The sequence below is a fragment of the Parazoarcus communis SWub3 = DSM 12120 genome (genome assembly GCF_003226565.1).
In the GTDB taxonomy this organism is placed as follows: Bacteria; Pseudomonadota; Gammaproteobacteria; order Burkholderiales; family Rhodocyclaceae; genus Parazoarcus; species Parazoarcus communis.
Genome location: NZ_QKOE01000003.1, coordinates 305,845 through 332,052, shown reverse-complemented (window position 1 = coordinate 332,052; position 26,208 = coordinate 305,845). Strand labels below are relative to the sequence as shown.

At 65.3% G+C, this 26,208-nt stretch carries 25 protein-coding genes; 10 read left to right on the top strand and 15 right to left on the bottom strand.

What is annotated here, in order from left to right; translation table 11 throughout:
• Positions 1 to 268: 268 nt before the first annotated feature.
• The 5 genes from pqqE to pqqA all read right to left on the bottom strand — a co-directional run bounded on the left by pqqE (position 269) and on the right by pqqA (position 3,632).
• Positions 269 to 1,477, bottom strand: coding sequence for a pyrroloquinoline quinone biosynthesis protein PqqE (gene pqqE, locus DNK49_RS07030; RefSeq protein ID WP_110523606.1), 1,209 nt, complete (start codon positions 1,475 to 1,477; stop codon positions 269 to 271).
• Entirely contained in the window at positions 1,474 to 1,758 is a 285-nt protein-coding gene (pqqD, locus tag DNK49_RS07025; RefSeq protein ID WP_110523605.1) for a pyrroloquinoline quinone biosynthesis peptide chaperone PqqD, read from the bottom strand. The genes pqqE and pqqD overlap by 4 nt, the downstream gene beginning before the upstream one ends.
• Entirely contained in the window at positions 1,755 to 2,531 is a 777-nt protein-coding gene (pqqC, locus tag DNK49_RS07020; RefSeq protein WP_110523604.1) for a pyrroloquinoline-quinone synthase PqqC, read from the bottom strand. The genes pqqD and pqqC overlap by 4 nt, the downstream gene beginning before the upstream one ends.
• A gap of 22 nt (positions 2,532 to 2,553) precedes the next feature.
• Positions 2,554 to 3,468, bottom strand: coding sequence for a pyrroloquinoline quinone biosynthesis protein PqqB (gene pqqB / locus DNK49_RS07015; protein WP_110523603.1), 915 nt, complete (start codon positions 3,466 to 3,468; stop codon positions 2,554 to 2,556).
• Between the two features lie 89 nt (positions 3,469 to 3,557).
• Positions 3,558 to 3,632, bottom strand: a complete 75-nt coding sequence (pqqA, locus tag DNK49_RS07010; RefSeq protein ID WP_110523651.1) for a pyrroloquinoline quinone precursor peptide PqqA — start codon at positions 3,630 to 3,632, stop codon at positions 3,558 to 3,560.
• Positions 3,633 to 3,803: 171 nt separating this feature from the next.
• Between pqqA and DNK49_RS07005 the strand changes: the two genes are divergently transcribed.
• The gene (locus DNK49_RS07005; protein WP_110523602.1) at positions 3,804 to 4,739 is read left to right on the top strand and encodes an alpha/beta fold hydrolase; all 936 of its coding nucleotides are present in this window, start codon (positions 3,804 to 3,806) and stop codon (positions 4,737 to 4,739) included.
• Positions 4,740 to 4,762: 23 nt separating this feature from the next.
• On the opposite strand, the gene DNK49_RS07000 is transcribed toward DNK49_RS07005, so the two are convergent.
• Positions 4,763 to 6,016 carry an MFS transporter gene (locus DNK49_RS07000; protein WP_110523601.1) on the bottom strand — a complete coding sequence of 418 codons (1,254 nt, stop codon included), beginning with the start codon at positions 6,014 to 6,016 and terminating at the stop codon, positions 4,763 to 4,765.
• A gap of 81 nt (positions 6,017 to 6,097) precedes the next feature.
• Between DNK49_RS07000 and DNK49_RS06995 the strand changes: the two genes are divergently transcribed.
• Positions 6,098 to 7,030, top strand: coding sequence for an AraC family transcriptional regulator (locus DNK49_RS06995; protein ID WP_110523600.1), 933 nt, complete (start codon positions 6,098 to 6,100; stop codon positions 7,028 to 7,030).
• 3 nt (positions 7,031 to 7,033) lie between these two features.
• On the opposite strand, the gene DNK49_RS06990 is transcribed toward DNK49_RS06995, so the two are convergent.
• Both DNK49_RS06990 and DNK49_RS24945 read right to left on the bottom strand, forming a co-directional pair.
• Complete coding sequence (locus tag DNK49_RS06990) at positions 7,034 to 7,471, bottom strand: DUF2721 domain-containing protein (protein WP_110523599.1); 438 nt, start codon at positions 7,469 to 7,471, stop codon at positions 7,034 to 7,036.
• Between the two features lie 37 nt (positions 7,472 to 7,508).
• Entirely contained in the window at positions 7,509 to 9,101 is a 1,593-nt protein-coding gene (locus DNK49_RS24945) for an ATP-binding protein (RefSeq protein WP_279386408.1), read from the bottom strand.
• A 53-nt stretch (positions 9,102 to 9,154) separates the two neighbouring features.
• On the opposite strand from DNK49_RS24945, the gene DNK49_RS06980 reads away from it, so the two are divergent.
• Both DNK49_RS06980 and DNK49_RS06975 read left to right on the top strand, forming a co-directional pair.
• On the top strand, positions 9,155 to 10,183 hold the full coding sequence (locus tag DNK49_RS06980; RefSeq protein ID WP_279386407.1) for a bestrophin family protein: 1,029 nt from the start codon (positions 9,155 to 9,157) through the stop codon (positions 10,181 to 10,183).
• 115 nt (positions 10,184 to 10,298) lie between these two features.
• Positions 10,299 to 10,673, top strand: a complete 375-nt coding sequence (locus tag DNK49_RS06975) for a thioredoxin family protein (RefSeq protein WP_110523597.1) — start codon at positions 10,299 to 10,301, stop codon at positions 10,671 to 10,673.
• A gap of 53 nt (positions 10,674 to 10,726) precedes the next feature.
• On the opposite strand, the gene hmuQ is transcribed toward DNK49_RS06975, so the two are convergent.
• The 7 genes from hmuQ to DNK49_RS06940 form a co-directional block, all read right to left on the bottom strand.
• Positions 10,727 to 11,032 carry a heme-degrading protein HmuQ gene (gene hmuQ, locus DNK49_RS06970; RefSeq protein ID WP_110523596.1) on the bottom strand — a complete coding sequence of 102 codons (306 nt, stop codon included), beginning with the start codon at positions 11,030 to 11,032 and terminating at the stop codon, positions 10,727 to 10,729.
• 25 nt (positions 11,033 to 11,057) lie between these two features.
• Complete coding sequence (locus DNK49_RS06965) at positions 11,058 to 11,999, bottom strand: ribose-phosphate diphosphokinase (protein ID WP_110523595.1); 942 nt, start codon at positions 11,997 to 11,999, stop codon at positions 11,058 to 11,060.
• A 30-nt stretch (positions 12,000 to 12,029) separates the two neighbouring features.
• Positions 12,030 to 13,250, bottom strand: a complete 1,221-nt coding sequence (locus DNK49_RS06960; RefSeq protein ID WP_110523594.1) for an exo-beta-N-acetylmuramidase NamZ family protein — start codon at positions 13,248 to 13,250, stop codon at positions 12,030 to 12,032.
• Positions 13,247 to 13,864, bottom strand: a complete 618-nt coding sequence (locus DNK49_RS06955; protein WP_243632261.1) for a DOMON-like domain-containing protein — start codon at positions 13,862 to 13,864, stop codon at positions 13,247 to 13,249. Before DNK49_RS06955 ends, DNK49_RS06960 begins: the two co-directional genes overlap by 4 nt.
• 249 nt (positions 13,865 to 14,113) lie before the next feature.
• Entirely contained in the window at positions 14,114 to 14,932 is an 819-nt protein-coding gene (locus DNK49_RS06950; protein ID WP_110523593.1) for a mechanosensitive ion channel family protein, read from the bottom strand.
• Positions 14,933 to 14,954: 22 nt separating this feature from the next.
• Entirely contained in the window at positions 14,955 to 17,243 is a 2,289-nt protein-coding gene (gene ggpS, locus DNK49_RS06945; protein ID WP_110523592.1) for a glucosylglycerol-phosphate synthase, read from the bottom strand.
• 56 nt (positions 17,244 to 17,299) lie between these two features.
• On the bottom strand, positions 17,300 to 18,622 hold the full coding sequence (locus DNK49_RS06940; RefSeq protein ID WP_110523591.1) for an MFS transporter: 1,323 nt from the start codon (positions 18,620 to 18,622) through the stop codon (positions 17,300 to 17,302).
• 239 nt (positions 18,623 to 18,861) lie between these two features.
• On the opposite strand from DNK49_RS06940, the gene DNK49_RS06935 reads away from it, so the two are divergent.
• From DNK49_RS06935 to sugE, 6 genes are all read left to right on the top strand, one after another.
• Entirely contained in the window at positions 18,862 to 19,224 is a 363-nt protein-coding gene (locus tag DNK49_RS06935; RefSeq protein WP_133255093.1) for a hypothetical protein, read from the top strand.
• Between the two features lie 121 nt (positions 19,225 to 19,345).
• Positions 19,346 to 20,626, top strand: a complete 1,281-nt coding sequence (locus DNK49_RS06930) for a tryptophan--tRNA ligase (protein WP_110523648.1) — start codon at positions 19,346 to 19,348, stop codon at positions 20,624 to 20,626.
• Between the two features lie 33 nt (positions 20,627 to 20,659).
• The gene (locus tag DNK49_RS06925; protein WP_110523589.1) at positions 20,660 to 21,280 is read left to right on the top strand and encodes a sensor histidine kinase; all 621 of its coding nucleotides are present in this window, start codon (positions 20,660 to 20,662) and stop codon (positions 21,278 to 21,280) included.
• Positions 21,268 to 22,662: a response regulator gene (locus DNK49_RS06920; RefSeq protein ID WP_110523588.1), complete on the top strand. Its 1,395-nt coding sequence runs from the start codon at positions 21,268 to 21,270 to the stop codon at positions 22,660 to 22,662. The genes DNK49_RS06925 and DNK49_RS06920 overlap by 13 nt, the downstream gene beginning before the upstream one ends.
• Positions 22,663 to 22,785: 123 nt before the next feature.
• Entirely contained in the window at positions 22,786 to 25,716 is a 2,931-nt protein-coding gene (locus DNK49_RS06915) for an HD domain-containing phosphohydrolase (RefSeq protein ID WP_110523587.1), read from the top strand.
• A gap of 167 nt (positions 25,717 to 25,883) precedes the next feature.
• Entirely contained in the window at positions 25,884 to 26,198 is a 315-nt protein-coding gene (sugE, locus tag DNK49_RS06910; RefSeq protein ID WP_110523586.1) for a quaternary ammonium compound efflux SMR transporter SugE, read from the top strand.
• Positions 26,199 to 26,208 lie beyond the last annotated feature (10 nt).

The window sequence follows — 26,208 nt, the reverse complement described above, 5'->3', positions numbered from 1 at the left end:
GTTCCTGAACGGTTGGCGGTCGCCCTGATGGGAGACTTCTTGTATGGATCGCTAACGGTGTTGCAGTGCGATACTTTAGAAGTAAATCAACTGCCCGAAAAGAATTTTCGATGTCCAGCGTGGTGGCCGGCCCGACGGTGCGGTGGCCGGGGGGATGCAGGTGGAGCGAGGGTGTGGGGCGGGCGCGCGAACGGCACCTGCCGATGGGGCGTGGCAGTGGGGCGGCCGCCCGCGACCGCGTAGGCGCAGGGCGGCCGGGGAGGCGGGGTCAGGCCGTGGTCCCGGCGGGCCTGGCGGGGGCGCTGGAGGATGCGGCTTGCTCGCTCAAGGCTCTGGAGGCTTTGGGGTCGCGGAAGATCAGGGGACGCGCGGCCAGTGCGCCGGGCTGGTTGGCCCGTGCGACGGCATCCTGCACAAGATGGTGAGCGGGTGATTTGTCGCACACCGGATCGGGGGCGCTGGGGTCGCCGGCCAGCATCCAGGCCTGGCAGCGACAGCCGCCCAGATCCTTTTCGCGGTCGGGACAGGTCTTGCAGCTGTCGTGCATCCAGTCGGTGCCACGGTAGCGGTTGAAGCCCTCGGATTCGTACCAGATCGCCTGCACGCTGTGATCGCGGACATTCGGAAAGTCCAGGCCGGGCAGCATGCGTGCCGTGTGGCAGGGCAGCGCGGTGCCGTCGGGGGTGACGGTCAGGAAGACATTGCCCCAGCCATTCATGCATTTCTTGGGGCGGATCTCGTAATAGTCGGGAACGACGAAGAAGATGCGCAGCCGGTCGCCCAGCTTCTGGCGGTATTCTTTGGTGATGCGTTCGGCACGCTCGAGTTGTGCGCGTGAGGGCATCAACTGGTCGCGGTTGAGCAGTGCCCAGGCGTAGTACTGGCTGTTGGCCAGTTCGAGGTATTCGGCGCCCAGGGCAAGCGCCATCTCGATGATCTTGTCGATGTGGTCGATGTTCAGGCGGTGGATGACGCAGTTCATCACCATCGGCCAGCCCATTTCCTTGATGCTGCCGGCCACCTGCTGTTTGAGATCGAAGGTGCGGGTATGCGACAGAAAGTCGTTGAGCTCGCGCGTGGTGTCCTGAAAGGAGAGCTGGATGTGATCGAGTCCGGCGGCCTTCAGCGCCTCGGCGCGTGCCGGGCTGAGGCCGACGCCGGAGGTGAGCAGGTTGGTGTAGTAGCCCAGCTTGTGCGCTTCGGCGACGAGGATCTCCAGGTCGTCGCGCATCAGCGGCTCGCCGCCGGAAAAGCCGCACTGCACGCTGCCCAGGGCGCGGGCCTGATGCAGCACGCGCAGCCAGCCGTCGGTGTCGAGTTCGTCTGCGGGGGTGGTGCGGGCGAAGTCGGTCGGGTTGTAGCAGAAGGCGCAGTGCAGCGGGCAGCGGTAGGTGACTTCGGCAAGCAGCCACAGGGGCGGGCCAGGCCGGTTCGCCGGATCTGCTTGTGCCGTTGGCGGTGACGATGTGGCAGTCATGAGAGGGTGATCCAGCGTTGCGTGCCGGCCATGTCGAGAAAGGCGCGTACGTCGTGGTCCAGCCCGCGGGTGTCGAACAGGGCTTCCAGTTCGGCGACGATGGCGGGAATGTCGCGGCTGCCGTCGCAGCGTCGCAGGATTTCGCCGGCACTGGGGTTGAGCCGGATCATGCCTTCCGGATACAGCAGCACCCAGGCATCCTGCGCGGTCTCGAACTGCAGGCGGAAGTGGCCGTTCAGGCGGGGGCAGGCTGTTGGCGGGGCAGAGGTGGCCGGGGTCATGCCTTGGGCCCCTTGATTTCGATTTCGCAGGTCTGCAGCATGATTGCGTCGGCCAGCGCCCACAGCACATCGAGCTTGAACTGCAGGATGTCCAGCGCACGCATCTGCAGGGCGCGGCTTTGGCCAAAGTAGTCCAGGGTAAAGCGCAGGCCGTGGGCAACGTCGCGCCGTGCCTGGGTGAGACGGTTGCGGAAGTACTGCAGGCCCTCGCTGCGAATCCAGGGGTAGTGGTCTGGCCAGGTGTCCAGGCGCTGCTGGTGGATGTGGGGGGCGAACAGTTCGGTGAGGCTGGAGGCCACGGCGTCCTGCCACGGGCGGTTGCGCGCGAAGGTCACGTAGGCGTCCACCGCAAAGCGGGCGGCCGGTGCCACCAGGCGCTCGGAGACGATGTCCTCGCGGCTCAGGCCGACGGCTTCGCCCAGCCGGATCCACGCTTCGATGCCACCCTCGTCGCGTTCGCCTTCCGTGCTGCGGCCGTCGTGGTCGAGGATGCGCTGGATCCACTCGCGGCGGATCTCGCGGTCGGGGCAGTTGGCCAGGATGTTGGCGTCCTTGACCGGGATCGCGACCTGGTACAGGTAACGGTTGGCGACCCAGCGTTGCAGCTGGCCCTGAGTCAGGCGACCCTCGGCCATCATCGTGTGGATGGGGTGGTGGATGTGGTAGCTGGTGCCCTTTTCGCGCAGCCGGGCTTCGAAATCCTCGCGGCTGAGTGGCGGCTCGGCGGCATGGTCCAGGGCGAGGTGCTGGGTGGGGAGGTCGTCCGGTTTCATGGGGTGTCCTTGGCCGTGAGGTTCAAACCACGATGCTCATGCCGTCGTAGGCGACTTCGATGCCGTGGCGGGCGAGTTCTGCGTGCTGCGGGCTGGCTTCGTCGAGGATGGGGTTGGTGTTGTTGATGTGGATCAGGATCTTGCGGGTGGTGGCTGGCAGTTTGTCCAGCCATTCGATCATGCCGTCAGGGCCGCTTTGCGGCAGATGGCCCATGGCCCGCGAGGTTTTCTGCGAGGCGCCAAGGCGGATCATTTCGTCATCGGTCCACAGCGTGCCGTCCACCAGCACCACGTCCGCAGCCTGCATTGCGGCCCACACCGAGGCTTCCATCCGGCCCAGCCCGGGGGCGTAGAACACGCGCCGGGTGCTGGCCGCATCGATCAGCGTGACGCCGATGTTGTCGCCGGGTTCGGGGCGGTCGCGGTGTGGTGAATAGGGTGGGGCATTGCTGAGCAGCGGTAAGGCCTCGAAGCGCAAGCCGGGTACGGTGTCGATGGAAAAGCGGTCGCCCAGTGGCAGCGTGTGCCAGTCCACGCCGCAGTAATGCTCGAGCAGCGGCAGGATGGGGTTGCCACGGGTCAGGTCTTCGCGGACCTGCGGGGTGCACCACAGCGGATGGCGGCGAGTATGTTCGCGCAGCATGTAGAGCCCGGTGGTGTGGTCGATCTGGGCGTCGATCAGCACGATGGCGGCAATGCCGGTATCGCGCAGGCCACGGCCGGGTTGCAGCGCGGGAAACTCGCGGATCTGCTGCAGGATGTCGGGTGATGCGTTGAACAGGGCCCAATGGGTGTCGTCGGCGCTGGCGGCAATCGAAGACTGGGTGCGGGGGCGGGCCTGGATGCGCCCTGTGCGCACGCCGTCGCAGTTGGGGCAGTTGCAGTTCCACTGCGGAAAACCGCCGCCGGCGGCGGCGCCGAGGACATGGATCTTCATGATCGATTGGGCTCGCTGGGAAGGCTGGACGGTGCGGGTTGCATGCCGCCGGTCCGGACCGGGGAGGGGCCGGACCGGCGGCCTGGGCGTCAGCGTGCGGCGACGTACATGGTGATTTCGAAACCGAAGCGGAAATCAACAGCGGTCGGGGTTTCCCATTTCATGGCAAGTCTCCTGTATCGATTCTGATGGATGCCTGTCGGGGCAAAGCGGGCCGCCGCTCAGGTGTGTTCAGGATGCCGTTCCGGGGCGAGGGTGACGTCCACCGAATCTGTAAAGCAGGATCATGAAAATCATGAGATGTGCGGCGTCGTGTCCCGCGTACCATCTGGCGCATGATTGACGACGCGCCCCTTTCCCCTGTCTGGCAGACGGACGCGCTGCCCGTGGGGGATGGGCATGTCCTGCATGTCGAGCAGTCTGGCCACCCGCAGGGCCTGCCGGTGTTGTGCCTGCACGGCGGACCGGCCAGCGGCTTGTCGCCAGCGCATCGACGCTTCTTTGATCCGGCACGCTACCGCATCATCCAGTTCGACCAACGGGGTTGCGGACGCAGCACGCCACGTGGCGCGACCGCGCACAACACCACTGCCGATCTGCTGGCCGATGTCGAGTGTTTGCGCGCACATCTGTGTATCGAGCGCTGGCTGGTGTTCGGTGGGTCGTGGGGGGCGACGCTGGGGTTGGCCTACGCCGCGGCGCAGCCACAAGCCTGCCTGGGCTTGATGCTGCGCGGCGTGTTTCTGGCCAGCCGTGCCGAAGTTGCGGCTTTTTTCGATGGCTTTGAGCTGGCGGATGCCACGGCGGATGGGCGCACGCCGGGCGCTGCCGGCGTGTTCGAGCGCATGCTGGGCGGTGACCGACCGATGCAGGCCCGATTGTCGGCTGCCTGGCAGGCATGGGAGTCCAGCAAGGATGGCATCGCGCTGGCAGCACAAGGGGCCGAAGAGGATGTCGCGGATGCTGCAGTGGCGGCCCGCATCGACAAATACCGTGTGCAGGCGCATTACCTGGCGAATGACGGCTTCCTGCCGCCCGGCTGGTGGCGGCGCGCGGCGGCGGCCCTGGGGGATCTGCCAGTGGCCATCGTCCATGGGACTGACGACCGAATCTGCCCGCTGGAAAACAGTCGTCGGCTTCAGTACGTCTGTGCCAACAGCGTGCTGGTGGCGGTGGCCGGTGGGCGGCACAATCCGTTTGCGCCGGACATGCTGGCGGCGATCCGTTGGCTGACGGATCGCTACGCCGCACAGGGACGCTTCAAGGATTGACGGCCGGCCCCGGGTGGCTGTGCTCAGGCAGCGGCACGTCTTTGCTGCAGGTTGCGCGCCGCTACACCGATGCCGACCAGGCCGGCCGAGGCCACGCCCAGTGTCAGGGCCGCCGCGGAACCGTAGAACAGGCCTGAATTCATGCCCGCATCGAGCATGGCGCCAAACACCGGGGCGGCGATGCAGAAGCCCAGGTCGAGACCGGAATACACCGTACCGTACACCCGTCCGGTGGCGCCCGGTGGCGCAGCACGCTTGATCAGCATGTCGCGCGAGGGGCCGGCAACACCGGTACCGAAACCGGCGAGCGCGGCAAGGGCAAGTGCTGCGGTGCCTGGCAGCCAGCCGGTACCGACCACGATCAGCAGGGCGGCCGCGGCCAGCATGCTGATGCTGATGATGATCTCCAGGCGCTGCACCCTGCCGGCCAGGAAGCCGCCCGCCACCATGCCGGCGGCACCCGACAGCATGTAGCCGGTGACCACCATCGAGGTGACCGCCAGCGGCAGGTTGTAAAGTGCGTGCATGGCCGGGCTGGCGAAGCTCTGGATCATGCTCAGCGCGCAGGTGGTCCAGAAAAAGAACGAGAAACACAGCCACACCGACGGCAGGCGCATGAAGGCCAAGGGGTGTTCGACTGCAGTGGCGCCGTGGCGGGTGGCTGCAGCCTTGCGGTGACGGTGACCGTCGTCGAGCGCATCGCGATTCCACACCATGATGGCCAGCACGATGGCAGCCAGCATCCCGCCGCACAGGCAGGCCAGTCGCCATGAGCCGGTTGCGGTGGCCACGCCCGCCATCACCAACGGGGCGGCGGCCCAGCCCAGGTTGCCCGAAATGCCATGTACCGAGAACCCATGGCCCAGGCGTGCCGGTGATACGCGCTTGTTGAGGATGGTGAAGTCCACCGGATGAAACGGGGCGTTGCCCAGTCCGGCCAGGGCTGCGGCGACCATCAGTCCGGCGTAGCCCGAGGCCGTACTGGCCACCAGTCCGGCTGCGGCAAAGCTCGACAGCGCGAAGAACAGCACCGGGCGCGCGCCAACGCGATCCACGATGAAGCCCGACAGCGCCTGACCCACCCCTGAGATGACGAAGAACACCGAGACCAGCAGGCCGAGTTCGGAATAGCCGAAGCCGAAGTCCGCGATCAGGAAGGGAAACAGCGGCGGCAGCAGCATGTGGAAGAAGTGCGAGGCGCCGTGGGCGAGACCGATCAGGCCGATCGTGCGCGCGTCCTGGCGTAAGGTGGCGTTGGGGCTGTCTTGGGTATCCATGTCAAGGATCATAGGCAGCCCGGTGGCGACCGATATACGATAGTGGGACAAAAACTGTCGTGATCATGCCAAGGTCTCCTCATGCCCCAACCCTTGCTGACCCTGCCCGATGAAGATGCGCGCCGTCCTCAACGCCGTGCGGCCCGGCCACCGGACGTGGTCGCCGCGATCACGCCGCATCTGTATGTGCCCAGCCGCGAACGGCCGGTGCGCTCCAAGCTCCGTCATCTGCGCGCAGACACCCGGGTGCTGCCGCACAGTCATCCGTGGGCCCAGGTGGCGATCTCCACCACCGGCGTCATCCGCATGACGGTCGAGCGCGGGACCTACATCGTGCCCCCCTCGCGTGCGCTATGGATTCCGCCGGGCATGGAGCATGCCGTGACCATGGTCGAGGATGCCGAACTCCGCACCCTGTATTTCTACCAGGCGCCAGGGCGTTGCGGTCCGGCGGTGGCCGCGCAGGACGAAGCGCCATGGCGTCAATGCAGGGTGTTGCAGGTGTCGGAACTGTTGCGCGCCCTGGTGCGCGAGATGCCCTGTGTGCCGGACGACGGCCCCGCGCTCGATGCGGCGGCGCTGCGTCGTGAGAGCCTGTTGAGTGCCTTGATCCTGGAGGAATTGCGCAACGCCACCGCGGTGCGGCTGGGGGTCGATCTGCCGCGGGACAAGCGCCTGCGTCACCTGTGTGAAGCGGTGCTGGCCGATCCCACGCGGCACGACACCCTGGCCGACTGGGCCCGGGACACCGGCGCCAGCCCGCGCACGGTGGCCCGGCTGTTCAAGCAGGAGCTGGGGCATACCTTCACCGACTGGCGCCAGCAGGTCATCCTGGCCAAGGCCGTGGCACTGGCCGCCGGACGCCTGCCAATCAACCAGATTGCCGCCGAACTGGGCTACAACAGCCCGAGCGCGTTCAGTGCCATGGTGCGGCGTACGGTGGGCATGTCACCGGCACGTTTTCTGGGGGCGCAGCAGGATGACCTCGGCCGGGACCATCGCGGCGGCAGTTGAGGTTCAGCGCCAGTGCTGGCCGCGTGCCCGTACCACCAGATATACCTCGCGAAGGAAGAGTGTGAGCGAGACGATCATTGCCGTCATCGCCAGCACGAAGAATGCGGCAACGCCGGGGCCGGCGTTGAAGCTCACCATGGCAGCGAGAAAGGCGGTGGCGACCACCAGGCAGACCAGCAGGGCGCCCAGCACCGAGAAGAACATCGCGTAGTAGATCAGTTTGCCACGCCGCTCGAGCAGTGCCAGCTCTTCGATGTCGTCGGTGACCAATGTGCTGTCGCGGGCCTCGGCGACACGGCCATTGAGCACCCGCCGACGATCGACGACGCGGGACAAGCGGCCACTCAGCACGTTGATGACGGTGGCGATGGCGGTCAGCAGGAAGACCGGCGCTACCGCAAGCTGGATGGCGTGGGTGATGTCGGCGATCTGGAACTGCATGGCGTGGACGATGCAAGGATGACCGCCCTACTGTACTTCATTCCGATGCCGGGGAGGATGCTTGTGCGTGCAGTGCGACCTGCGCTCGCGGATGCAGTGGCAGCCAGACCCGGAACACGCTGCCCTTGCCCGGCGTGCTGCTGACGTCGATGCGCCCCCCGTGCTTGCGGACGATGTCATAGGACACCGACAGGCCGAGTCCGGTCCCCTTGCCGACCGCCTTGGTGGTGTAGAAGGGCTCGAAGATGTGCTGCATGACCTCCGGCGTCATGCCCTTGCCGGTGTCTTCGATCTCGATCCAGGCAAAGCCCGGGTCGGCGCCGGTACGGAGGGTGATGGTGCCGTGCTGGTCGATGGCGTGGGCTGCGTTGACCAGCAGGTTCATCACCACCTGGTTGATCTGCGCCAGGATGCAGGGCACTGGTGGGAGGGAGGTGTATTCGCGCACCACGTCTGCCTTGTACTTGAGTTCGTTCCACACCACATTGAGCGTGCTTTCGATACCGGCGTTCAGGTCTGCATCCGTCCACTCGGCCTGATCGATGCGGGAAAAGTCCTTCAGGTCGGCGACGATCTTGCGCACACGGTCGATGCCGCCGCGTGACTCGTGCAACAGCTCGCCGATATCCTGCTGCAGATAGTCGAAGTCTGCAGCGTCGAAATCGGCTTGCGTGGCCTGACCGCGACGGGCGCGTTCGAGTAGTTCAAGCAACTGCTTGCAGTAGCTGTCGAGGGTGCCAAGGTTGGAATTGACGTAGCCGATCGGGTTGTTGATCTCGTGCGCCACGCCAGCGGCCAGCTGGCCGATGGAGGCAAGTTTTTCCGATTGCAGCAGCTGTCCCTGGGTGTCTTCCAGGCGTCGCGCATGCTCGGCCAGCTCGAACCAGCGCCGGCGCAGTTGCTCGAGCAGCAGCCAGCCCAGGGCGCTGAACAGCAGGAAGGTGGCAAGTGCGATCGGCCCGACTTCGAAGGCCTGGGCCCGTACGACGCGCGCGATCGGGGCATAGGGCTGAGAGACACTGATGCCGCCGCGTACGTCGTCGAGCTGGTATCCCTGCTTTTCGTGACACTGCAGGCAGCTTTCCTTCACATACAGCGGTGCCATGTAGCGCAGCAGGGTCTGGCCGCCCCGTTGCTCGATCGAGAAGGCTTCTTTCTGGCCACGGTCGAAGCTGGACAGGACTTTTGCCTCCCAGGCGTCGGGCAGGTTGGCGGGGCGCAGCGGGTTGAGGCTGGTCAGGCGGAACACCGCACCGCTGTCGGATTCGATCATCTCACCGATCAGTCGGGTCATGTAAGCCGGGTTGACCATGGTCAGCGCCATGCCGTCAGTGGTGGTGATGTCGCGACGCGGGTGATCCAGATAAGGGTTGGGCTGGATGCGGGGCGTGACCGGTACGTACACCCCGCCGTGGCTGGCGTTCCAGTTTCGGGTCAGGACGACCATGCGGAACATGTTGCGCGCGCCTTCCAGTGCCACCTCGGTGGTGTGGGCGCGCAGCTGGACCAGATGGTTGCTGACGTAGGCGGTGACACCCACGGCCCACAGCAGCAGGGGCAGCAGCCACCAGCGACGGTCGCGGATGAAGCGTGGAATGCTGCGGCCGGCGGTAAGGGGCTGGGCTTGCATGGCTGTCGCAACCATGGGTCTGAAGTCGATTGATGGGGGCGAGGATACTGCAAATGGCCCGCATGCTGCGCGTCAGGCGTGCGGGTTCTGACCGTCATCCAGGATGCTGCGCCGCGGGAAAAATGCCAGAATGGGCGCCCGCCGGTTTCCGGTTCTTCAGCCTTCTCGTCGTGATCGTCCGTCCGCGTCCCCACTGGATCCGTCTGCTGTTCGTGCGCCGTGGTTCCCTGATCCACCGCATCTTCTGGCAGCAGATGTTCGTCATCCTGCTGTCCTGTACCGTGGTGGTCCTGCATGGGCAGTTGTTTGACTGGAAGGTGACGCTCAATGCCTCGCCGTTTTCGCTGATGGGCGTCGCGCTGGCGATTTTCCTTGGTTTTCGCATCAACGCGAGCTACGACCGTTACTGGGAGGCGCGCAAGCTGTGGGGCGGCGTGCTGGTGGCCAGCCGCAATCTGGCGCGGCAGGGGCAGACCCTGATCGATGGCAGTCCGGATGTGCGCCCTTTTGTGCTGGGCTTGATCGGCTTTGCTGCGGCAATGCGCAATCAGCTGCGCGGACGGGCGCGCAATGATGGGCTGGAGGCCTGGTTGCCGCCCGCGCTGTGCGCGGAACTGGGTGCAGCCCGTTCGGCGCCGACCCGCATCCTGGCGTGGCTGGGGGCATGGCTGGCCGAACATCGGCGCGCCGGTCGCCTGCATCCGGTTTCGGCGCAGCATATGGAGTCGGGGCTGGATGAGCTGTCGGCGATGGTGGGAGGCTGCGAGCGCATTGCCAATACGCCGCTGCCTTTCACCTATTCGGTGATCCTGCATCGCAGCGCGTATTTCTATTGCATGCTGCTGCCTTTTGGCCTGGTGGATTCGATTGGCTGGATGACGCCGCTGGTGGTGGCTTTCGTGTCCTACACCTTCTTCGCGCTTGAGGCGCTCAGTGACGAGATCGAGGATCCCTTCGGCACCATGCCCAACGACCTGGCGCTGGATGCGATCGTCGCCGGTATCGATGCCAGCCTGCGGGAGCTGCTCGGCGAGGTGCCGCCGCCTGCCCCGATGCCGGACGAGAATTTCATTCTGCGTTGAACGCGCTCAGACTGGCTGACCGGGGGCTGTGCGTCATGGCGCCAGGCGGCAAGCCTGCTGCGCTGCGGCATGTCATGTTGTAAGCTGGGCGCTCAACCCCTATTGGAGCCCCAGCATGGCCACTGTTGAGCTGACTGCCGACAATTTCAACGAGACGCTCGCCAACAACGAGATCGTCTTCCTCGACTTCTGGGCGGCGTGGTGCGGGCCGTGCCGCGGGTTTGCGCCGACGTATGAGGCGGCTTCCGAGGCGAATCCGGACATCGTGTTCGGCAAGATCGATACCGAAGCCCAGCAGGAGCTGGCGGCAACCTTTCAGATCCGTTCGATTCCGACCATCGCGGTCGTGCGCGACAACATCATGGTGTTCCGCGAATCCGGCGCCCTGCCGGCCAGCGCCTTGCAGCAGGTGATCGAGGGTGTGCGTACGCTGGACATGGACAAGATCAAGGCCGAAATTGCCGCCGAGCAGGCCAAGGGTCAGGGCTGATCCTTCCGGCCTGCGGCGCGCGTGGTGCACGCGCCGCAGGCCCACGGCGCGGCTTACAGCACTGCGTTGAACAGCTCCAGCTGCGGTGGGCCAAGATAGATCTCGCGCGGGCTCTTGCCGGCATTGGCGTGGGCCTTCATGAAGGCCTCCGACTGTGTCCAGTCGGCAAAAGCCTGCTCGGACGCCCATTCGGTGTGCGACGCGAACAGCGTGTACTCCTCGGTCTGCGGCCCTTGCAGCAGGTTGAAGCGGACAAAGCCGGGCACCTGCTCCAGATAGCTTTCGCGCTGGCGCCAGTGATCGACGAAGGTCTGTTCGTGGCCGCGCTTGATCTTGAAGCGGTTCATTGCGATGAACATCGGTTTCTCCTGAATGGGCGGGGGATCACTCGAACAGCGCGCCGACGCTCTCGCCGCTGTGGATGCGCTCGATGGCCGAGGCAAACAGCGGCGCAACGGTCAGCACGGTGAGTTTGTCCAGGCGCTTGGCCGGGGCCACATGGACGGTGTTGGTGACCACGATGGAGTCGATCGGTGCGTCGCGCAGGCGCTCGATCGCCGGGCCGCACAGCACGCCATGCACGGCGCCGGCATGCACTGTCCGGGCGCCGGCCGCGCGCAGGGTTTCGATGGTGGAGATCAGCGTGCCGCCGGTCGAGATCTCGTCCTCGAAGATGACCGCGTCGCGCCCTGCAACATTGCCCACCACCTCGCCCTGCTTGACGTCGGTGTCGCTGACCCGGCGCTTGTCGATGATCGCCATCGGGATGCCCAGCCGTTCGGAGAAGCGGCCAACACGCTTGGCGCCACCCGCATCGGTGGCGACTGCGACCGCGTTCGACAGGTCCAGGCGCTGGCGGAAGTGCTCGGCGATGGTGGGAATGGCGGTCAGGTGATCGACCGGAACATCGAAAAATCCATGCACCTGGTCGGCGTGCAGATCCATGGTCAGCACCCGGTTGGCGCCGGCGGTGACCAGCATGTCGGCGATCAGACGGCCGGTGATCGAGATCCGCGGTTTGTCCTTCTTGTCCGAACGGGCGTAAGAGTAGTACGGGATGATCGCAGTGATGCGCTGGGCCGAGGCGCTGCGCAGTGCGTCAATGGTGATCAGCAGCTCCATGATGTGGTCGCTGACCGGTTCGGTGAAGGACTGCACCACGAAGACGTCACGTTCGCGCACGTTCTCCTGGATCTGGACGTGCAGGTTGTCGTTGGAGAAGCGTGAGATCTCCAGCTGGCTGGGGCGTACCCCAAGGCGGTTGCAGATCTCGGTGGCAAGGCCATCGTTGGAGTTGCAGGCGAAGATCTTGAGGGCGTGTTTCATCGCGTGGGCTCCGGGCAGGAAGGGCGAGGGTCAGGGATAGAGCAGGAAAGGTGCGCGTGTTTCGTGCCAGGCGGATTCGTCGGGCGTGGCCAGGGCATCGAGATCAGGCGCGGTTGCCGCCGGATCGTCCACCCATTCGCGCAGCAGCGGACTGCCGTTGATCAGGTCGATCGCCAGGCGGTCGTGTTCGTATTCGTAGGCGAAGTCGCGCCACAGCGCATAGTCGGGTTGCAGGCGACGCAGGGCCTTGAACGCCAGCGCCTGCAGGCGCCAGGGGCGGAAGGCGTGGTGCGCGTAGTGGGCCGGATCCTCGACATGGATCTGCACGCCGCTGCACAGCTTGCCGGCATGCTTGTGGAAAGTGGGCTCGAACCAGCATTCGCGCAGCACACAGCCGTGCAGCCAGTGTGGTGCCAGGCTGCGCATCTCGGCAATCAGCGCACGGGCGTCGATGTCGGGCGCGCCGAACAGCTCCAGCGGCCGGGTGGTGCCGCGTCCCTCGGATAGTGTGGTGCCCTCCAGCATCACGGTGCCGGCATAGGCGCGTGCCATCGACAGGTTGGGTGCGTTGGGGCTGGGGTTCACCCAGCTGCGTTCGCCCAGCGGCCAGCCGTAGCCAGGGGCTGCGTCCGCTTGCCAGCCCTCCATGCGGATGACCTGGCAATCCACGTCAAGCTGCAGCGTGGCGATGAACCACTGCGCCAGTTCGCCCATGGTCAGGCCGTGGCGCATCGGCAGGGCGCCGGCACCGACAAAGCTCTCCCAGCCCGGTCGCAGCAGCGTGCCCTCAACCGGCCGTCCGGCGGGGTTGGGGCGGTCGAGCACCCAGACCGATTTGCCGTGACGGGCGGCTTCTTCGAGGATGTAGCGCAGCGTGGTGATGAAGGTATAGATGCGGCAGCCGAGGTCCTGCAGGTCCACCAGCAAGACGTCGAAGCTGTCCATCATGGCCGCAGTGGGGCGGCGGACTTCGCCATACAGGCTGAACACCGGGATCCGGTGCAGTGGGTCGACGAAGTCGGGCGACTCCACCATGTTGTCCTGCTTGTCGCCGCGCAGGCCATGCTGGGGCCCGAAGGCGGCGCTCAGCCTGAGGTCGGGCAGTGCGGCCAGCGCATCCAGTGCGTGGGTGAGGTCGCGGGTGACTGATGCCGGATGGGCAAGCAGGCCAATCCGGCGGCCGGCGAGTGGGCGGCGCAGTTGGGCGTCGGCGAGCAGGCGATCCAGGCCGAAACGGATGGTCGCGCTCATGCGCTGATCATCCGTGGGTCGAAGCTCAGTACCCATCCGTCACGGTGGTGAAAATCGGGTTGTGCGGCCGGGTGGTGTACCGCCCAGTAATCCAGGCTGCCGTCCGCCAGTTCGATCACCGCGGCCAGGCCGACCTGAAGGCTGATGCCGGCGGCCACGGATGGCAGGGCGCTGGCAGGCAGTTCGACCTCCAGCATCAGGTGCCCGGCGTCGACGCGGCACTGCATGCGTGGCGTGAAGCTGGGGTCGGCGACGGTATTGCGTTCGCGATAGCGGCTGAAGGCATAGCCGGCCCACTGCCCCGAAGGCGAGAAGTTGAACTCGCGATAGGCCTCCTCGCCGGGTGTTGCGATGAAGGCTTCGAAACAGGTGTGCTGCCACAGCCCATCGGCCTTGCCCGGTTCCGCCGCGGCGGGAATGCGCAGACGGGCGGGGTCGCCGTTGACGTCAAACACGATACGCATGCCGCCATCGGGCAAGGCGTGCAGCGTGCCGAGCAGCATGGCAACGGCTGCTGGCGGGGTGTCTTCGGTGATGGGGGCGGGAAGCGTATGGGGACGCAGGCCGACGGTGATGGTCGGAATCTTGGCGTAGGACGGATCGGGTTGGGTCACGGGGCGATCGACGGTGTGGGTCGGATGACGGATGCCGCGGCGGACCGCGGCGCAGCCGCAATGTTACCCGTTCCCGTTCGTGTCGGCTTCAGCGGCGAGCGATCCACCCGGCAACCGCAATCGGGTGGGGCGCGTAATCACCGAAGCCGCGACCGCGATCGACGGACGGGAGCCCGGTGTTCGTCTGGCTGAAGGGTCGGCAGCAGGCGGCCAACTGCGGTTTTCCGGTTGAAAGCGTCCGTCAGGGGCTTAGCTCGCCTTGCTCGGATGGATGTCCATCTGCGGATACGGAATGGTCAGGCCGTTGTCGTCGAAGGCCAGCTTGATCTTCTCGCGCAGGTCGCACATGGTCGCGAAGTAGTCCGATGTGTTCACCCAGGGCCGGACGTGCAGGTCCACGCTGTGTGCAGCGAGGTCCGCCACACCGATGAAGGGTGCTGGATCGGCCAGCAAGCGCGGTTCCGCCGCAAGCACCGATTCGATCACGCTGCGAGCCTTGCGGATGTCGTCGTCGTAGCTGATGCTGAACACCAGGTCGATGCGGCGGGTGCCGCGTGCCGAGTAGTTGGTGATCACGCCGGAGTAGATCGAGCCATTGGGAACGATGATCTCGCGGTTGTCCGGGGTGCGGAAGGTCGAGCTGAAGATGTTGATCTTCTCCACCACGCCCTGGGTTCCGCCGGCTTCGACGAAGTCACCGGCCTTGAACGGGCGGAACACGATCAACATGACCCCGGCGGCAAAGTTTTTCAGCGAGTCCTGCAGCGCCAGGCCGATTGCCAGGCCGGCGGCACCGATCAGTGCGACCAGTGAGGTGGTGTCCACGCCCAGCCGGTCGAGGGCGGCGATGATGACCACCAGCAGCAGGATGCCGCTCAGGATCGAGATGATGAAATTCACCAGGATGTCGTCGAGGCGGGCCCGCAGCAGCACACGACGGACGATGGCGATGATGCCGCGGGCGATCCATCGCCCGCCGATGAAGATGCCAAGCGCAAACAGCAGGTTGATGCTCCACGGCAGGGCGTATTGCTCGATCCAGTTGGCCGATAGCAGTGAGTCGAACATGTAGTCTCCGGTAATCAGGGGCTCAGGCGGCCGGCTGGTCCACCAGCTTCAGGTGGCTGGCCGGCGCCGGGTTGGCGTCGGGTGCCGGGGCCTGGACTGCATCAAGAAATTCCTGCCCCCAGCGTGCGATGTCATTGTGACGGACCACGTCAAAAAGCTCACGCAGGCGTGATTCTGCCTCGGCGCGGTTCATTGCGATGCCGAAATAGAGTTTGGCGGTCAGGTCGTGGATATCGTGCGGATTGGTCAGCACCGCGCCATGCAACTCGGCCGCGGCGCCGGCAAACTCGGACAGTACCAAAACGCCATGGCCGCCGGTCAGGCCCTGGGTGGCGGCGTATTCCTTGGCCACCAGATTGAGACCGTCGCGCAGCGGGGTGATCCACATCACGTCGGCCATGGCGTACCAGGCGACGACCTCTTCGAACGGCAGCGGACGGAAGAAGAACTGCACCGGTGTCCAGCCGACGCGGGCAAAGCGGCCGTTGACCCGACCGACCGCCTGCTCGATACGGGTCTGCAGTTCGTCGTAAACGGTCATTTCCTTCGCCGCGGGGACGCAGACGGTGAGCAGCGAGATCTTGCCAATGAGCTCGGGGTGTTCGTCGAGCAAGCGTTCGAAGGCGTGGATCTTCTCCAGCGTGCCCTTGGTGTAGTCCAGGCGCTCGACCGACAGGATGACGCGGGTGCCGGCCAGCTCGCGACGCAGGCTGGTCATGCGGGTGGCGGTTTCAGGTGCGGCCAGTACCGCCTCGATGCGGCCGACGTCCAGCCCCACCGGATGGGCACCCAGGCCGATGCGACGGCCGTGCACCTCGATTGCGGTGGTGACTTCATCCAGCCCGACCGCGCAGCCGTAGGTCAGGTAGCGCGGTGCGCAGGCTTTGGTCTCGAGGACTTTCAGCGGTGCCACGCCGCGGGCGACATCGACGAAGTTCTCGGCCTGACGCGGGATGTGGAAGCCGATGTAGTCGCACTGCAGCAGGCTGCCGATGATGTCGCGCCGCCATGGCAGCACGTTGAACACGTCGGCCGATGGGAAGTAGGTGTGGTGGAAGAAGGCGATCTTCAGGTCCGGTCGCAGTTCGCGCAGCGTCGCGGGCACCATCCACAGATTGTAGTCGTGGATCCAGACCACGGCGCCCTCTGCGGCTTCCGCCGCAGTGCGTTCGGCGAACAGCCGGTTCACCCGAACGAAGACTTCCCAGTCCTCTTCGCGGAACACTGCACGCTCCCAGAAGGTGTGCAGCGTGGGCCAGAAGGCTTCCTTGGAGAAACGTTTGTAGAAGGTGTCGACCTCGTCCTTGCTGAGCGCGACACGGGCGGCGACCAGGCCGGGGTAGCGCTCGCGGTCCACCTCGGTATGGGTTTCGAACGGGACGGCGCGCTTGGGGTCGTGAATCGACCAGGCCACCCAGGAGCCACGGCGTTCGTTGCCGAAGAAGGACAGCAGCGTGGGCAGGATACCGTTGGGCGAGGTCGGCTTGCGCCGGATCAGTTGGCCCTGCTCCAGAACCTCTTCGTAGGGCAAGCGGTGATAGACCATCACCAGATCGGACTTGCCTGGCGCGTCCATGGCGCGGACCTCGGCCTCGATGCCGCCCGGGCCGAGAAAGCCGAAGTGGGCCATGGCTTCGAGAATGCCGCCGCAACCGGTATGCCGCGCATGCAGCACACGGGCACGGTCGCGGGTGGCGTCAAGGAGTGCTTGTTCGGATTCGCCGACGCAGACACCGATGAAGCCGGCTTCGTACATCGACAGGTCGTTGAGGGTGTCGCCGGCCACCAGCACGTCGTCGTGGTCCAGGCCAAGGTGGCGGACCAGCGCGGCCAGCGTGCTGCCCTTATTGACGCCGCGCGGCAGGATGTCCAGATAGCGGTCAGCCGAGTACAGCACCTCGCACCCGAGCTGGGCGGCGACACGCTCGATGTCCGGCGTGACCGCATCGGCTTCGCAGAAGTAGGAGCAGCGTCGCTGCTGAGGGACTTCCTGGCGTTCCAGCGCTTCGAAGGTGGCCATCGCTTCGGCCACCGCGCGTTCGCCCGGCCAGCGTGCGTCGATGTCGGACTGCAGGGGTTGAACGGCCTGACGGTTGCGGCCATCGACGACGGTGCCGCCGACATCGCAGATGATGTAGTCCGGCACCGGTACGGTGGGGTCGGACAGGATGGGCAGCACCACTTCCAGACCGCGGCCGGTGACGAAGGCGAGCTTGATCTCCGGGTGGGCGCTGATCAGTTGGTAGAGACGCTGGCGGTTTTCCGGATGGCCTGCGAGAAAGGTGCCATCGAGATCGGTTGCGAGCAGCATGTGCGGTTCTCCTTGAGGGTGAACGCCGACACGAATGCCGACTGGTTTGTCGTGGGTCAATCAGGTGCCCGGCTGCGGTCCGGGTCAGATGCGGCGGGGGATTCGGCGGTGGGTGGCGCGGCGGGTTCTGCCGCGGCGACCTCGGCGGCGCTTGTGGGTAGCTCGCCCGGTGTCATCATTTCCAGCACGGTCGGCGAGGTGCGCAGCATGGGCATGAAGTGCGCCGCCTCCTCGACGATTTCGTCCGCACCGCGGCGGGCATGCCACAGCGCAAATGCGCTCAAGGGTGCCAGCATCAGTGCGAAGTGCAGGGGCAGCGCAATCGGGCCGAGCCAGCCCATCAGGCTTCCGGCCACGGCCGGGCCGACTGCAGCACCGGCGCCATGCAGCAGCAACAGGCCGGCATTGCCGGAAAGGATGTCTTCATGTGCGAGGTGGTCGATCAGATGGGCGACCACGATCGGGTACAGGGCGAAGGCGGCCGCACCGAACAGGGCGCCGGCAATCAGCACCGCTTCGCCGGTGCTGCCCAGCACGGCCCATAGCAATGCGGCAAGACAGGCGGCACCCGCGACCAGACCCAGTGCGCGGCGACGGTCGGTACGGTCGGAGAAGCGCCCGATCGGCCACTGTCCGAGTGCGCCGCCGAGGATGGATAGTGTGACCAGCAAGGCGACACCGTTATCGTCCAGTCCGATGCGGCCGCCATACACCGCACTCATGCCCCAGAACGCGCCCATCGCCAGGCCCGACAGCACTGAGCCGGCGCAGGCCACGGGGGCCGCCTTCCACAAGGCGTGCAGGCTCAGCCGTGGTGTGTGCGTCAGTGTGGGTGGGGGGAGCAAGGTTGCAGTGACCGGCATCACCGCGAGGCAGACAAAAATGGCCGCAATCGCGAACAGACCAAATTCTGCCGGGGTGCCGAGGCGGAGCAACTGTTGCGCCAGCGCCAGCGCGCCCAGGTTGACCGCCATGTAGATGGCGAACACCTGCCCGCGGCGTTCCGTTGGCGCCTGGCTGTTGAGCCAGCTTTCGATGACGGTGTACAGCCCCACCAGGGCAATGCCGGTGACGATGCGCAGGCCGAACCACACCGGCGCAGACACCAGCAAGGCGTGCAACAGCACGCAACCGGCAGTGGCCGCGGCAAAAAAGGCGAAGGCGCGGACGTGGCCCATACGACGGATCAGCGGTGGCGCGACAAAGGTGCCGGCGAAGAAGCCGATGAAGTAGGCCGAACCAATCAGGCCCAGCGTGGCGTCGCTGTAGCCTTCGAGGCTGCCGCGCAACGCGAGGACGGTATTTAGCAGTCCGGTGCCGAGCAGGAGCAGCGCGATCCCGGCGAGCAGGGCACCGATCGGGAGCAGATGTGGAAGCATGGCAGTGGGCGGTAGCGTCGCCGTTCTGCGCGGGTGGCGCGAAGGCTCGTGAGTGGGTGGGGGGTGGCAACCACTTCCGCCAAATTTAATTTGGACAAATATTGTAACCCGCCATGTCGATATCTCCAAACTCGCCTGTCAATGTGCCTACCAATGTCGTATTTCGTTACGCCTGCTTACGGCGAACATCCGGCGTGAGCGCTAGTCTGAATATCAAGGCAATGACCTTGGAGGCCGTCATGTCGGATATGTCTTCTCAAACAGGGCGGAATGCCCGATTGCTGTCTTGTGTTGGCGTGGCTTTTGCACTGTTGCTGCCGCTGGGAACCCAGGCTGCCGAGCGCTCCACCAGCGAGTCGGTCGGCCATGCTGTCGGTTCTACCTTGCGTGATATCGGCACCGGCGCGGGTGAGGTTGGGCGCGAGATTGGCCAGGAGGCTGCGGAGTTCGGGCGTACGGTAGGTGGTGTGGCCAAGGGGGCATACCACGCGGTGGGCGATGGTGCCCGTGCCGTCGGGCATGCCGCCAGGGACGGCAGCCGGGGACTGGTGCGCGGTATCCGCGGCGAAGCATCTGCAGACGCCGAAGGCGGCGCACGTTGAGGGTATTTTCCGCAGCATCGCGATGCGCGATTGGCGGGGCCGGGTGTGCGGCCCTGTCGTTCTGGCGCGGATTGCGTGGTGGCCTGATAAACTTCCGGCCTTTGACTTGCTGGACCGCATCATGGCCGCCCAACGCATCCTTACCGGTATCAAACCTTCCGGCACGCCCCATCTTGGAAACTATGCCGGTGCCATTCGCCCCGCAGTCGAGGCCAGCCGGCGCGCCGATGCGGAGAGCTTCTACTTTCTTGCCGACTACCATGCGTTGATCAGCACCACCGATCCGGTGCGGGTGCAGCGTTCCACGCTGGAAATCGCGGCGACCTGGCTGGCGGCCGGGCTGGATGCCGATCGGGTGTGGTTCTACCGTCAGTCCGACATCCCGGAGATTCCTGAGCTGACCTGGTTGCTGACCTGTGTGGCGGGCAAGGGGCTGCTCAACCGCGCCCATGCCTACAAGGCTGCGGTGGACAAGAACAATGCCGATGGCGAGGATCCCGATGCCGGGGTCAATATGGGCCTGTTCATGTACCCGGTGCTGATGGCGGCTGACATCCTGATGTTCAAGGCGCATTCGGTGCCGGTGGGGCGCGACCAGATTCAGCATATCGAGATGGCGCGTGACATCGCTGCCCGCTTCAACCACTTGTACGGCGAGCATTTCGTGTTGCCCGAGGCGGCAATCGATGAGGCAGTGGCGACTCTGCCCGGACTCGACGGCCGCAAGATGAGCAAGTCCTACGACAATGTGATTCCGCTGTTTGCCAAACCGGCAGAGTTGAAGAAGCTGGTGTTCTCCATCCTCACCGACTCCCGCCTGCCGGGTGAGCCGAAGGAAACCGAAGGCTCCGCGCTGTTCCAGCTGTATCAGGCTTTTGCATCCGCCGATGAAACCGAAGCCATGCGTACGGCCTTTGCCGAAGGCATCGCCTGGGGTGAGGCCAAGCAGGCCGTGTTCGAGTATATCGAGCGCGCGGTGGCGCCGATGCGCGAACGTTACGAGGCCCTGATCGCACAGCCAGCCCAGATCGAACAGAAGTTGCTCGAAGGCGCGGAGAAGGCGCGGGCGATCGCGACGCCTTTCCTGGCTGATCTGCGTCACGCAGTCGGGCTGCGCCGACTCGACGCCCTGGTCACGCCGACCGTCCAGGCACGGCCCAAGTCCCAGGCCCTGCCGCAGTTCAAGCAGTACCGCGAGGCCGACGGCCGGTTCTACTTCAAGCTGGTGGATGGCGAGGGTCGCCTGCTGTTGCAGAGCCGTGGCTTCGACTCGCCGAAGGAGGCGGGGCAATCTGTTGCCAGGATCAAGCAGGGAGAGACGATCGAAGGCCTGGCCGAGTTGGGCGAAGGCGTCGACATCGCGCAACTGGGTGAGGCACTGGCGGCTTTTGCTGCCGAGTGATACGTTTTCGCGTAGCCCTTCGCGGAGCGCAGCATGCAAGGTGTACTCGACATCCTGAGCTCGGGCGTCCATGACGCCAAGAATCAGCTCTTTCTCGCCGAAACCCTGCTGGTGCAGGCCGAGGCCGAGCACGGCATTTCTCTGGACGAGGCGCGCTTCGCCATCGAACTGGCCGCGCTGCGGCTCAGCCGGGTGCTGACGGCGTACAAGCTGCAGCGTGGCTTGGAGACCTTGTCGATCAGCATGCAGCCGGTGGGTGAGTTGCTCGAAGAGGCGGTGCTGATCAACCGCAAGCATTGCGAGCGCCTGGGCCTGTCCCTGACGGTGGCGCATCAGCGGCCAGTGCTGTGGCCGCTGGACCGGGAGCTGAGTCTCGACATCCTGTCCAACGCACTGCAGAACGCCAGTCGTTTTGCCCGCAGCCGCATCGTGCTGAGTGCAGAAGAGCGCGAGGGTTTCCTGCGGCTGGCCGTCGAAGATGATGGCGCCGGCTTCGATCCGCCACCGCACACGGCCGCGCCGCGGCTGGGCGTTGGCCTGTTCGTTGCGCGCGAAATCGCTGCACAGCATCAGCGTGGGGGGCGGCAAGGGCGTTTGAGCTTGTCCAACGGCGGCGCGCTGGGCGGCGCGGTATTCGAGCTATGGCTGCCCTGACTGAACTGGGGCCGGACTTCTATCGCGCGTTGCGCTTCCTTGTCGTCGACGACCAGCCGGCTGCCCGCCAGGGGTTGCGGATCTGCGCGCAGACCATGGGGGCCTTCCTGGTCGAGTTCTCGGCCGGCTATCAGGATGCGATTGCGCGCATCCGCCGGGCGCCACCCGACGTCATCCTGTGCGACTACCAGCTGGGCGGCGAGCGCTCGGGGCAGCAATTGCTTGAAGAATTGCGTCGTTTCGACATGCTGGCCGACGAGGCGGTGTTCATCATGGTGACCGCCGAGCAGGCTTATGAGCAGGTGGTTGCCGTGGTGGAGTTGGCGCCGGACGACTACATCATCAAACCGTTTTCACCCGAACGCCTCAAGCTGCGGCTGGACCGGGTGTTGCGGCGCAAGCGCTTCTTTCAACCCTTGTACGTCGCCAAACGCGCGGCGGACTTTCCGGCGGCAGAGCGTTTTCTGGATGAGTCGCGTGACACCGACGAGGGCCAGTTGCACCGCTTCGAACTGATGCGTCAGCAGGCCGAGGTGCAGATCCTGAAGGGTGATGCCGAGGCGGCCGAGCGCGTGTTTGACGAAATCCTGGCTGCGCATGCCTTCCCCTGGGCGCGGGCGGGCAAGGCCCGCGCGCTGGTCGGGCAGAATCGTTTGCAGGAGGCGCGGGAGATCATGGATCAGGTGGTGATCGATGCGCCGATGTACTTTGGCGGACATGACCTGAAAACACAGATCTGCATGGATATGGGTGACCATGCCGAGGCGCAGCGCACGGTAGAGGAGGCCTCGCGCAAGACCGAGCGCAACTACGTGCGCAAGCGTCTGCTGGCTGACGCTGCACTGCTTAATGGCGATACGGAGACGGCGATCGAGGCCATGGCCGATGTGGTGCGTAACGACTCCACCCCTGGTGCAGTGACGGTTGCTGACCGACTGATGCTGGTGCGTAGTCTGGTCGAGGCCGGCACCCTGGTGGAGGCGGAGCGCGCGCTCGACGAGATCACCCCGCAGCGGCTGGAGACGGCGGGGCTGGACGAGCGCGCGTCCTGGCAAGCCTTGCGAGCGCTGATGAAGCCCGATGCCGAGCGCGCACGGGTGGCGGGTTTGCGCAATGCGTGGATGGCGACTCCGTTTGACGCCCAGACCCGGCTGGACATTGTCAGGGCCGCGATGGCCCTGGGCGACCGGGAACTGGCAACAGCGATGACGCATGCCTTGTTCGCCAGCGACGAGATCCGTCGGGTGTTCAAGGTCGTGCGTGACCTGTTCGAGGCGCAGGGCATGAGCCCGGTGTTTCGCGAGCTGCAGCGCCGGGCTGCACTGCAGAAGATCAGTCATGGTGACGATGTGCCGCCGGAGGCGCCGCTGCAGGGCGTTTGACGAGGGCTTGCTGCCCGGCGTGCTTGTACTTGCAGGGTGCGCGTGTCAGCATGTCAGCGGACTTGGCCGCAGCCGTCTCGGGGCGTGGTGATGTCCATCCGCAATCCCGGAGTGTGAGCCGTCATGACGCGACAGTCCCTTCATCCGTTTCCCTTGCGGGTCCATATCTCGTCCCTGTTTGTCCTGCTGGTGCTGGCCGTTGGCTTGCTGATCGGCTGGCTTGGCTACAGTTTCAGCCGTGATCAGCTCGAGACGCAGGCCGTTGCCCTGACTGAACGTATTGCCCGCGAAACCCTGATCGAGTTGAGGCTTGCGACTGCACCGGCCGAGGCGGCTGCCAGCCTGTTGCGCCATGCACCGCTGGCGCAGACGGTCTCCCACGATGAGCGCATGCGTGCGCTGCCCGTGCTGGTCGAGGCCCTTGCCGGGTCGGGATTGTTGTCATCAATCTATATGGGCTTTGCGGACGGCGACTTCTTTTTCGTCCGCCGTCTGCAGGGCACGGCGGACGAGGCTGCCTTGTTCGATGCACCACCGGGAAGTCGCTATCTGGTTCAAAGCATCGATCATGACGCGGGTGGAAGTCGCGGCCGGTTCGTGCATCTGGATGCCGGGTTGGTGGTGCTGCGCAGCGATGAGCGCCCCGACTATCCCGCAGCCTACGACCCGCGCGAGCGGGCCTGGTTTCGTGCTGCCCTTGGCGCGACGGGCCGTGTCATCACCTCGCCATATGTGTTCTTCTCCAACCGTCAGGTCGGCACCACCATTGCCGTCCAGGCGGCAAGTGGCGGTGGTGTGATCGGGGCGGATATCCTGCTGGCTTCGCTCGATGCCTCGCTTGCACGACAGAAGGTCACCCCCGGTACAGAACTGGTGCTGATCGATGCCGAGGGGGGTGTTGTGGCTTACGACCGCATGGGGCGGCTGGTTCGCAGCGTGGATGACCCGCTGCAGGTGGTGAAGCTGAACAGGCTCATGGAGCTCGGCGTACCGGTGTTGCAGCAACTTGCCGGGTACCTGCCTGTCGCTGACGCGGGCGGCAGTCTTGTCCTGCAAGCGGCGGATCGGCAATGGCGGGTCAGCATCGAGCCGCTGACGCTGTCGGGTGCCAACCCCTTGTTTCTGGTGGTGGCGATACCGGAGGACGAGTTGTTCGCCGATGCCCTGCGCTTGCGCGATCAGGCGGTATGGATGACGCTGATGGTCATCCTGGTTGCGGTGCCCATCACCTGGTCGATGGCGCGTGGCATCGCCCGTCCGCTGCAGACCTTGGCGACCGAGGCGGAGGCGATCCGCCGCTTCGATTTTTCCAGCCCGCTGCAGGTCAATTCGATGGTGAGCGAGGTCAATGCGCTGGCCGTGACCATGGATGGCATGAAGCGCAGTATCCGCCGCTTTCTCGACATCAGCCTGGCGGTGGCCGGCGAGCGGCGATTCGAGGATCTGTTGCCACGCCTGCTCGGTGAAACCATCTCTGCCGCCGACGCCACCGGCGGTGTGCTCTACCTGTACGAGGATGAGCAACTGGTGCCGGCGGCGGCGCTGTCGGCCGACGGTCAGGCCTTGCCGGGCACGCCGAGGTCGCTGTCCGCAGACGATGAACACGATCTGCCGGCCAGGGCGCTGCACGAGGGCAGGCCGCTTGCGCAGTCCTGCGATGCGGCGACGTTTGCCCGGCTGGGTTTGAGCGAGGCGGTCGGCGCAAACGAGGCAAGGCATGCGATTGCGGTACCGCTGCTCAACCGCCAGGCGCAGCCGGTGGGGGCAATGCTGCTGTTGCGGCGTGAGCCCAGCGACGCTGCACGGCTGTCGTTCATTGCCGCCTTGTCGGGTTCGACCGCGGTGTCGCTGGAGAACAAGTCCCTGATCCAGGCGCAAAAGGTACTGTTCGAGGCTTTCATCCAGTTGATCGCGGCTGCAATCGACGCCAAGAGCCCCTATACCGGCGGGCATTGCGCGCGCGTCCCCGAGCTGACCAAGATGCTGGCCCGTGCCGCCTGCGACACGCAGGATGGCCCCTACCGGGATTTCCGGCTGGACGATGACGCCTGGGAGGCGGTGCATGTGGCGTCATGGTTGCATGACTGCGGCAAGGTGACGACGCCGGAATACGTGGTGGACAAGGCGACCAAGCTGGAGACCCTGTACAACCGCATCCATGAAGTGAGAATGCGGTTCGAAGTGCTCAAACGCGATGCCGAGATTGCCTGCCTGGAGGCCGAAGCAGCGGGGACGCCCCGTGTGCAGGCGCGAGCCCGACTGGCACAGGCGTGGGCAGAACTGGATGCCGATTTTGCATTTGTTGCCCGCTGCAATGAAGGCGGGGAGTTCATGGCGCAGCTGGATCTCGAACGTTTGCGTGCGATTGCCGCCCGTACCTGGTTGCGTACGCTGGATGATCGTCTGGGCTTGTCGCGCGACGAACTCGAGCGCATGGATACGCGAGCCCCGGCCGTGCTGCCAGTGCGCGAGCCGCTGCTGGCCGACCGGCCCGAGCACTGTATTCCACGCGGCGAGAACGACCGGATCCGTCCGGATCATCCACTCGGTTTCCGCATGGAGGTGCCGACCCTGTTGTACAACCGCGGCGAGCTGTACAACCTGTCGGTGGCGCGGGGCACGCTCTCGGCGGAGGAGCGGTACAAGATCAACGAGCACATCGTGCAGACCCTGGTCATGTTGTCTGCGCTGCCGTTCCCGCGTCATCTGCGCGAAGTGCCGGAGATCGCCGGCGGGCATCACGAGAAGATGGACGGTACCGGTTATCCGCGTCGGCTGACGCAGGCGCAGATGAGCCCGCTGGCACGGATGATGGCGATCGCCGATATTTTCGAGGCACTGACTGCGGTAGACCGGCCGTACAAGCCGGGCAAGACGCTGTCCGAGGCGATCGCGATCATGGTGCGGATGCGCGACGAGGGGCATGTCGATCCGGACCTGTTTGCACTGTTCCTGAATAGCGGGGTGTATCTGCGTTATGCCCAGCGTTTCATGCGCCCGGAACAGATCGATCAGGTGGATGTCGCGGCTTGTCTGCAGACCAGGACGGTGTGAGTGTGCCCGGGGCGGCGGCCCCTGTTGTGTCCGGGTATGTGGATGGCTTGCCCGGTCTCGCGGAATTTGCCATGATTGGACCGATTCCATCCGATGCGGGGACGGCCCCGTGTGCTTCGTGCAATCGGTGTGTGCCGGGACGACCCGGTGTTTGCCCGGAGTGCATCATGTCGTGGATTTATCTGTTGCTGGCTGGCCTGCTCGAAATCGGCTGGGCGGTGGGCCTCAAATACACCGAAGGTTTCACCCGTTTCTGGCCGTCGGCCTTCACGCTGGCATCCATCGCCGCCAGCATTGCCCTGTTGGGTCTGGCGGCGCGTGAGTTGCCGCTGGGTACCGCCTATGCTGTCTGGTCCGGCATTGGTGCGGTGGGTACGGTGGCGCTTGGCATCGTGCTGTTCGGCGAGCCGGCAACGGCCATCCGGCTGGCCTGCGTGGGCTTGATTGTTGCAGGCATCCTGGGCTTGAAACTGTTCGCATGAGTCGATGATG

Bases quoted from the DNA above. Each gene is read 5' to 3' on its own strand.
- DNK49_RS06960 (WP_110523594.1), bottom strand. From the start codon at position 13,250: ATGAGCGCGACCATCCGTTTCGGCCTGGATCGCCTGCTCGCCGACGCC.
- DNK49_RS06965 (WP_110523595.1), bottom strand. From the start codon at position 11,999: ATGAAACACGCCCTCAAGATCTTCGCCTGCAACTCCAACGATGGCCTT.
- hmuQ (WP_110523596.1), bottom strand. From the start codon at position 11,032: ATGTTCATCGCAATGAACCGCTTCAAGATCAAGCGCGGCCACGAACAG.
- DNK49_RS06920 (WP_110523588.1), top strand. From the start codon at position 21,268: ATGGCTGCCCTGACTGAACTGGGGCCGGACTTCTATCGCGCGTTGCGC.
- pqqE (WP_110523606.1), bottom strand. From the start codon at position 1,477: ATGACTGCCACATCGTCACCGCCAACGGCACAAGCAGATCCGGCGAAC.
- DNK49_RS07005 (WP_110523602.1), top strand. From the start codon at position 3,804: ATGATTGACGACGCGCCCCTTTCCCCTGTCTGGCAGACGGACGCGCTG.
- DNK49_RS24945 (WP_279386408.1), bottom strand. From the start codon at position 9,101: ATGCAAGCCCAGCCCCTTACCGCCGGCCGCAGCATTCCACGCTTCATC.
- DNK49_RS06930 (WP_110523648.1), top strand. From the start codon at position 19,346: ATGGCCGCCCAACGCATCCTTACCGGTATCAAACCTTCCGGCACGCCC.
- DNK49_RS06935 (WP_133255093.1), top strand. From the start codon at position 18,862: ATGTCGGATATGTCTTCTCAAACAGGGCGGAATGCCCGATTGCTGTCT.
- DNK49_RS06980 (WP_279386407.1), top strand. From the start codon at position 9,155: ATGGCCCGCATGCTGCGCGTCAGGCGTGCGGGTTCTGACCGTCATCCA.
- pqqD (WP_110523605.1), bottom strand. From the start codon at position 1,758: ATGACCCCGGCCACCTCTGCCCCGCCAACAGCCTGCCCCCGCCTGAAC.
- DNK49_RS06950 (WP_110523593.1), bottom strand. From the start codon at position 14,932: ATGTTCGACTCACTGCTATCGGCCAACTGGATCGAGCAATACGCCCTG.
- DNK49_RS06925 (WP_110523589.1), top strand. From the start codon at position 20,660: ATGCAAGGTGTACTCGACATCCTGAGCTCGGGCGTCCATGACGCCAAG.
- ggpS (WP_110523592.1), bottom strand. From the start codon at position 17,243: ATGCTGCTCGCAACCGATCTCGATGGCACCTTTCTCGCAGGCCATCCG.
- DNK49_RS06975 (WP_110523597.1), top strand. From the start codon at position 10,299: ATGGCCACTGTTGAGCTGACTGCCGACAATTTCAACGAGACGCTCGCC.
- DNK49_RS06990 (WP_110523599.1), bottom strand. From the start codon at position 7,471: ATGCAGTTCCAGATCGCCGACATCACCCACGCCATCCAGCTTGCGGTA.
- DNK49_RS06995 (WP_110523600.1), top strand. From the start codon at position 6,098: ATGCCCCAACCCTTGCTGACCCTGCCCGATGAAGATGCGCGCCGTCCT.
- DNK49_RS06915 (WP_110523587.1), top strand. From the start codon at position 22,786: ATGACGCGACAGTCCCTTCATCCGTTTCCCTTGCGGGTCCATATCTCG.
- DNK49_RS07000 (WP_110523601.1), bottom strand. From the start codon at position 6,016: ATGGATACCCAAGACAGCCCCAACGCCACCTTACGCCAGGACGCGCGC.
- sugE (WP_110523586.1), top strand. From the start codon at position 25,884: ATGTCGTGGATTTATCTGTTGCTGGCTGGCCTGCTCGAAATCGGCTGG.
- pqqB (WP_110523603.1), bottom strand. From the start codon at position 3,468: ATGAAGATCCATGTCCTCGGCGCCGCCGCCGGCGGCGGTTTTCCGCAG.
- DNK49_RS06940 (WP_110523591.1), bottom strand. From the start codon at position 18,622: ATGCTTCCACATCTGCTCCCGATCGGTGCCCTGCTCGCCGGGATCGCG.
- pqqC (WP_110523604.1), bottom strand. From the start codon at position 2,531: ATGAAACCGGACGACCTCCCCACCCAGCACCTCGCCCTGGACCATGCC.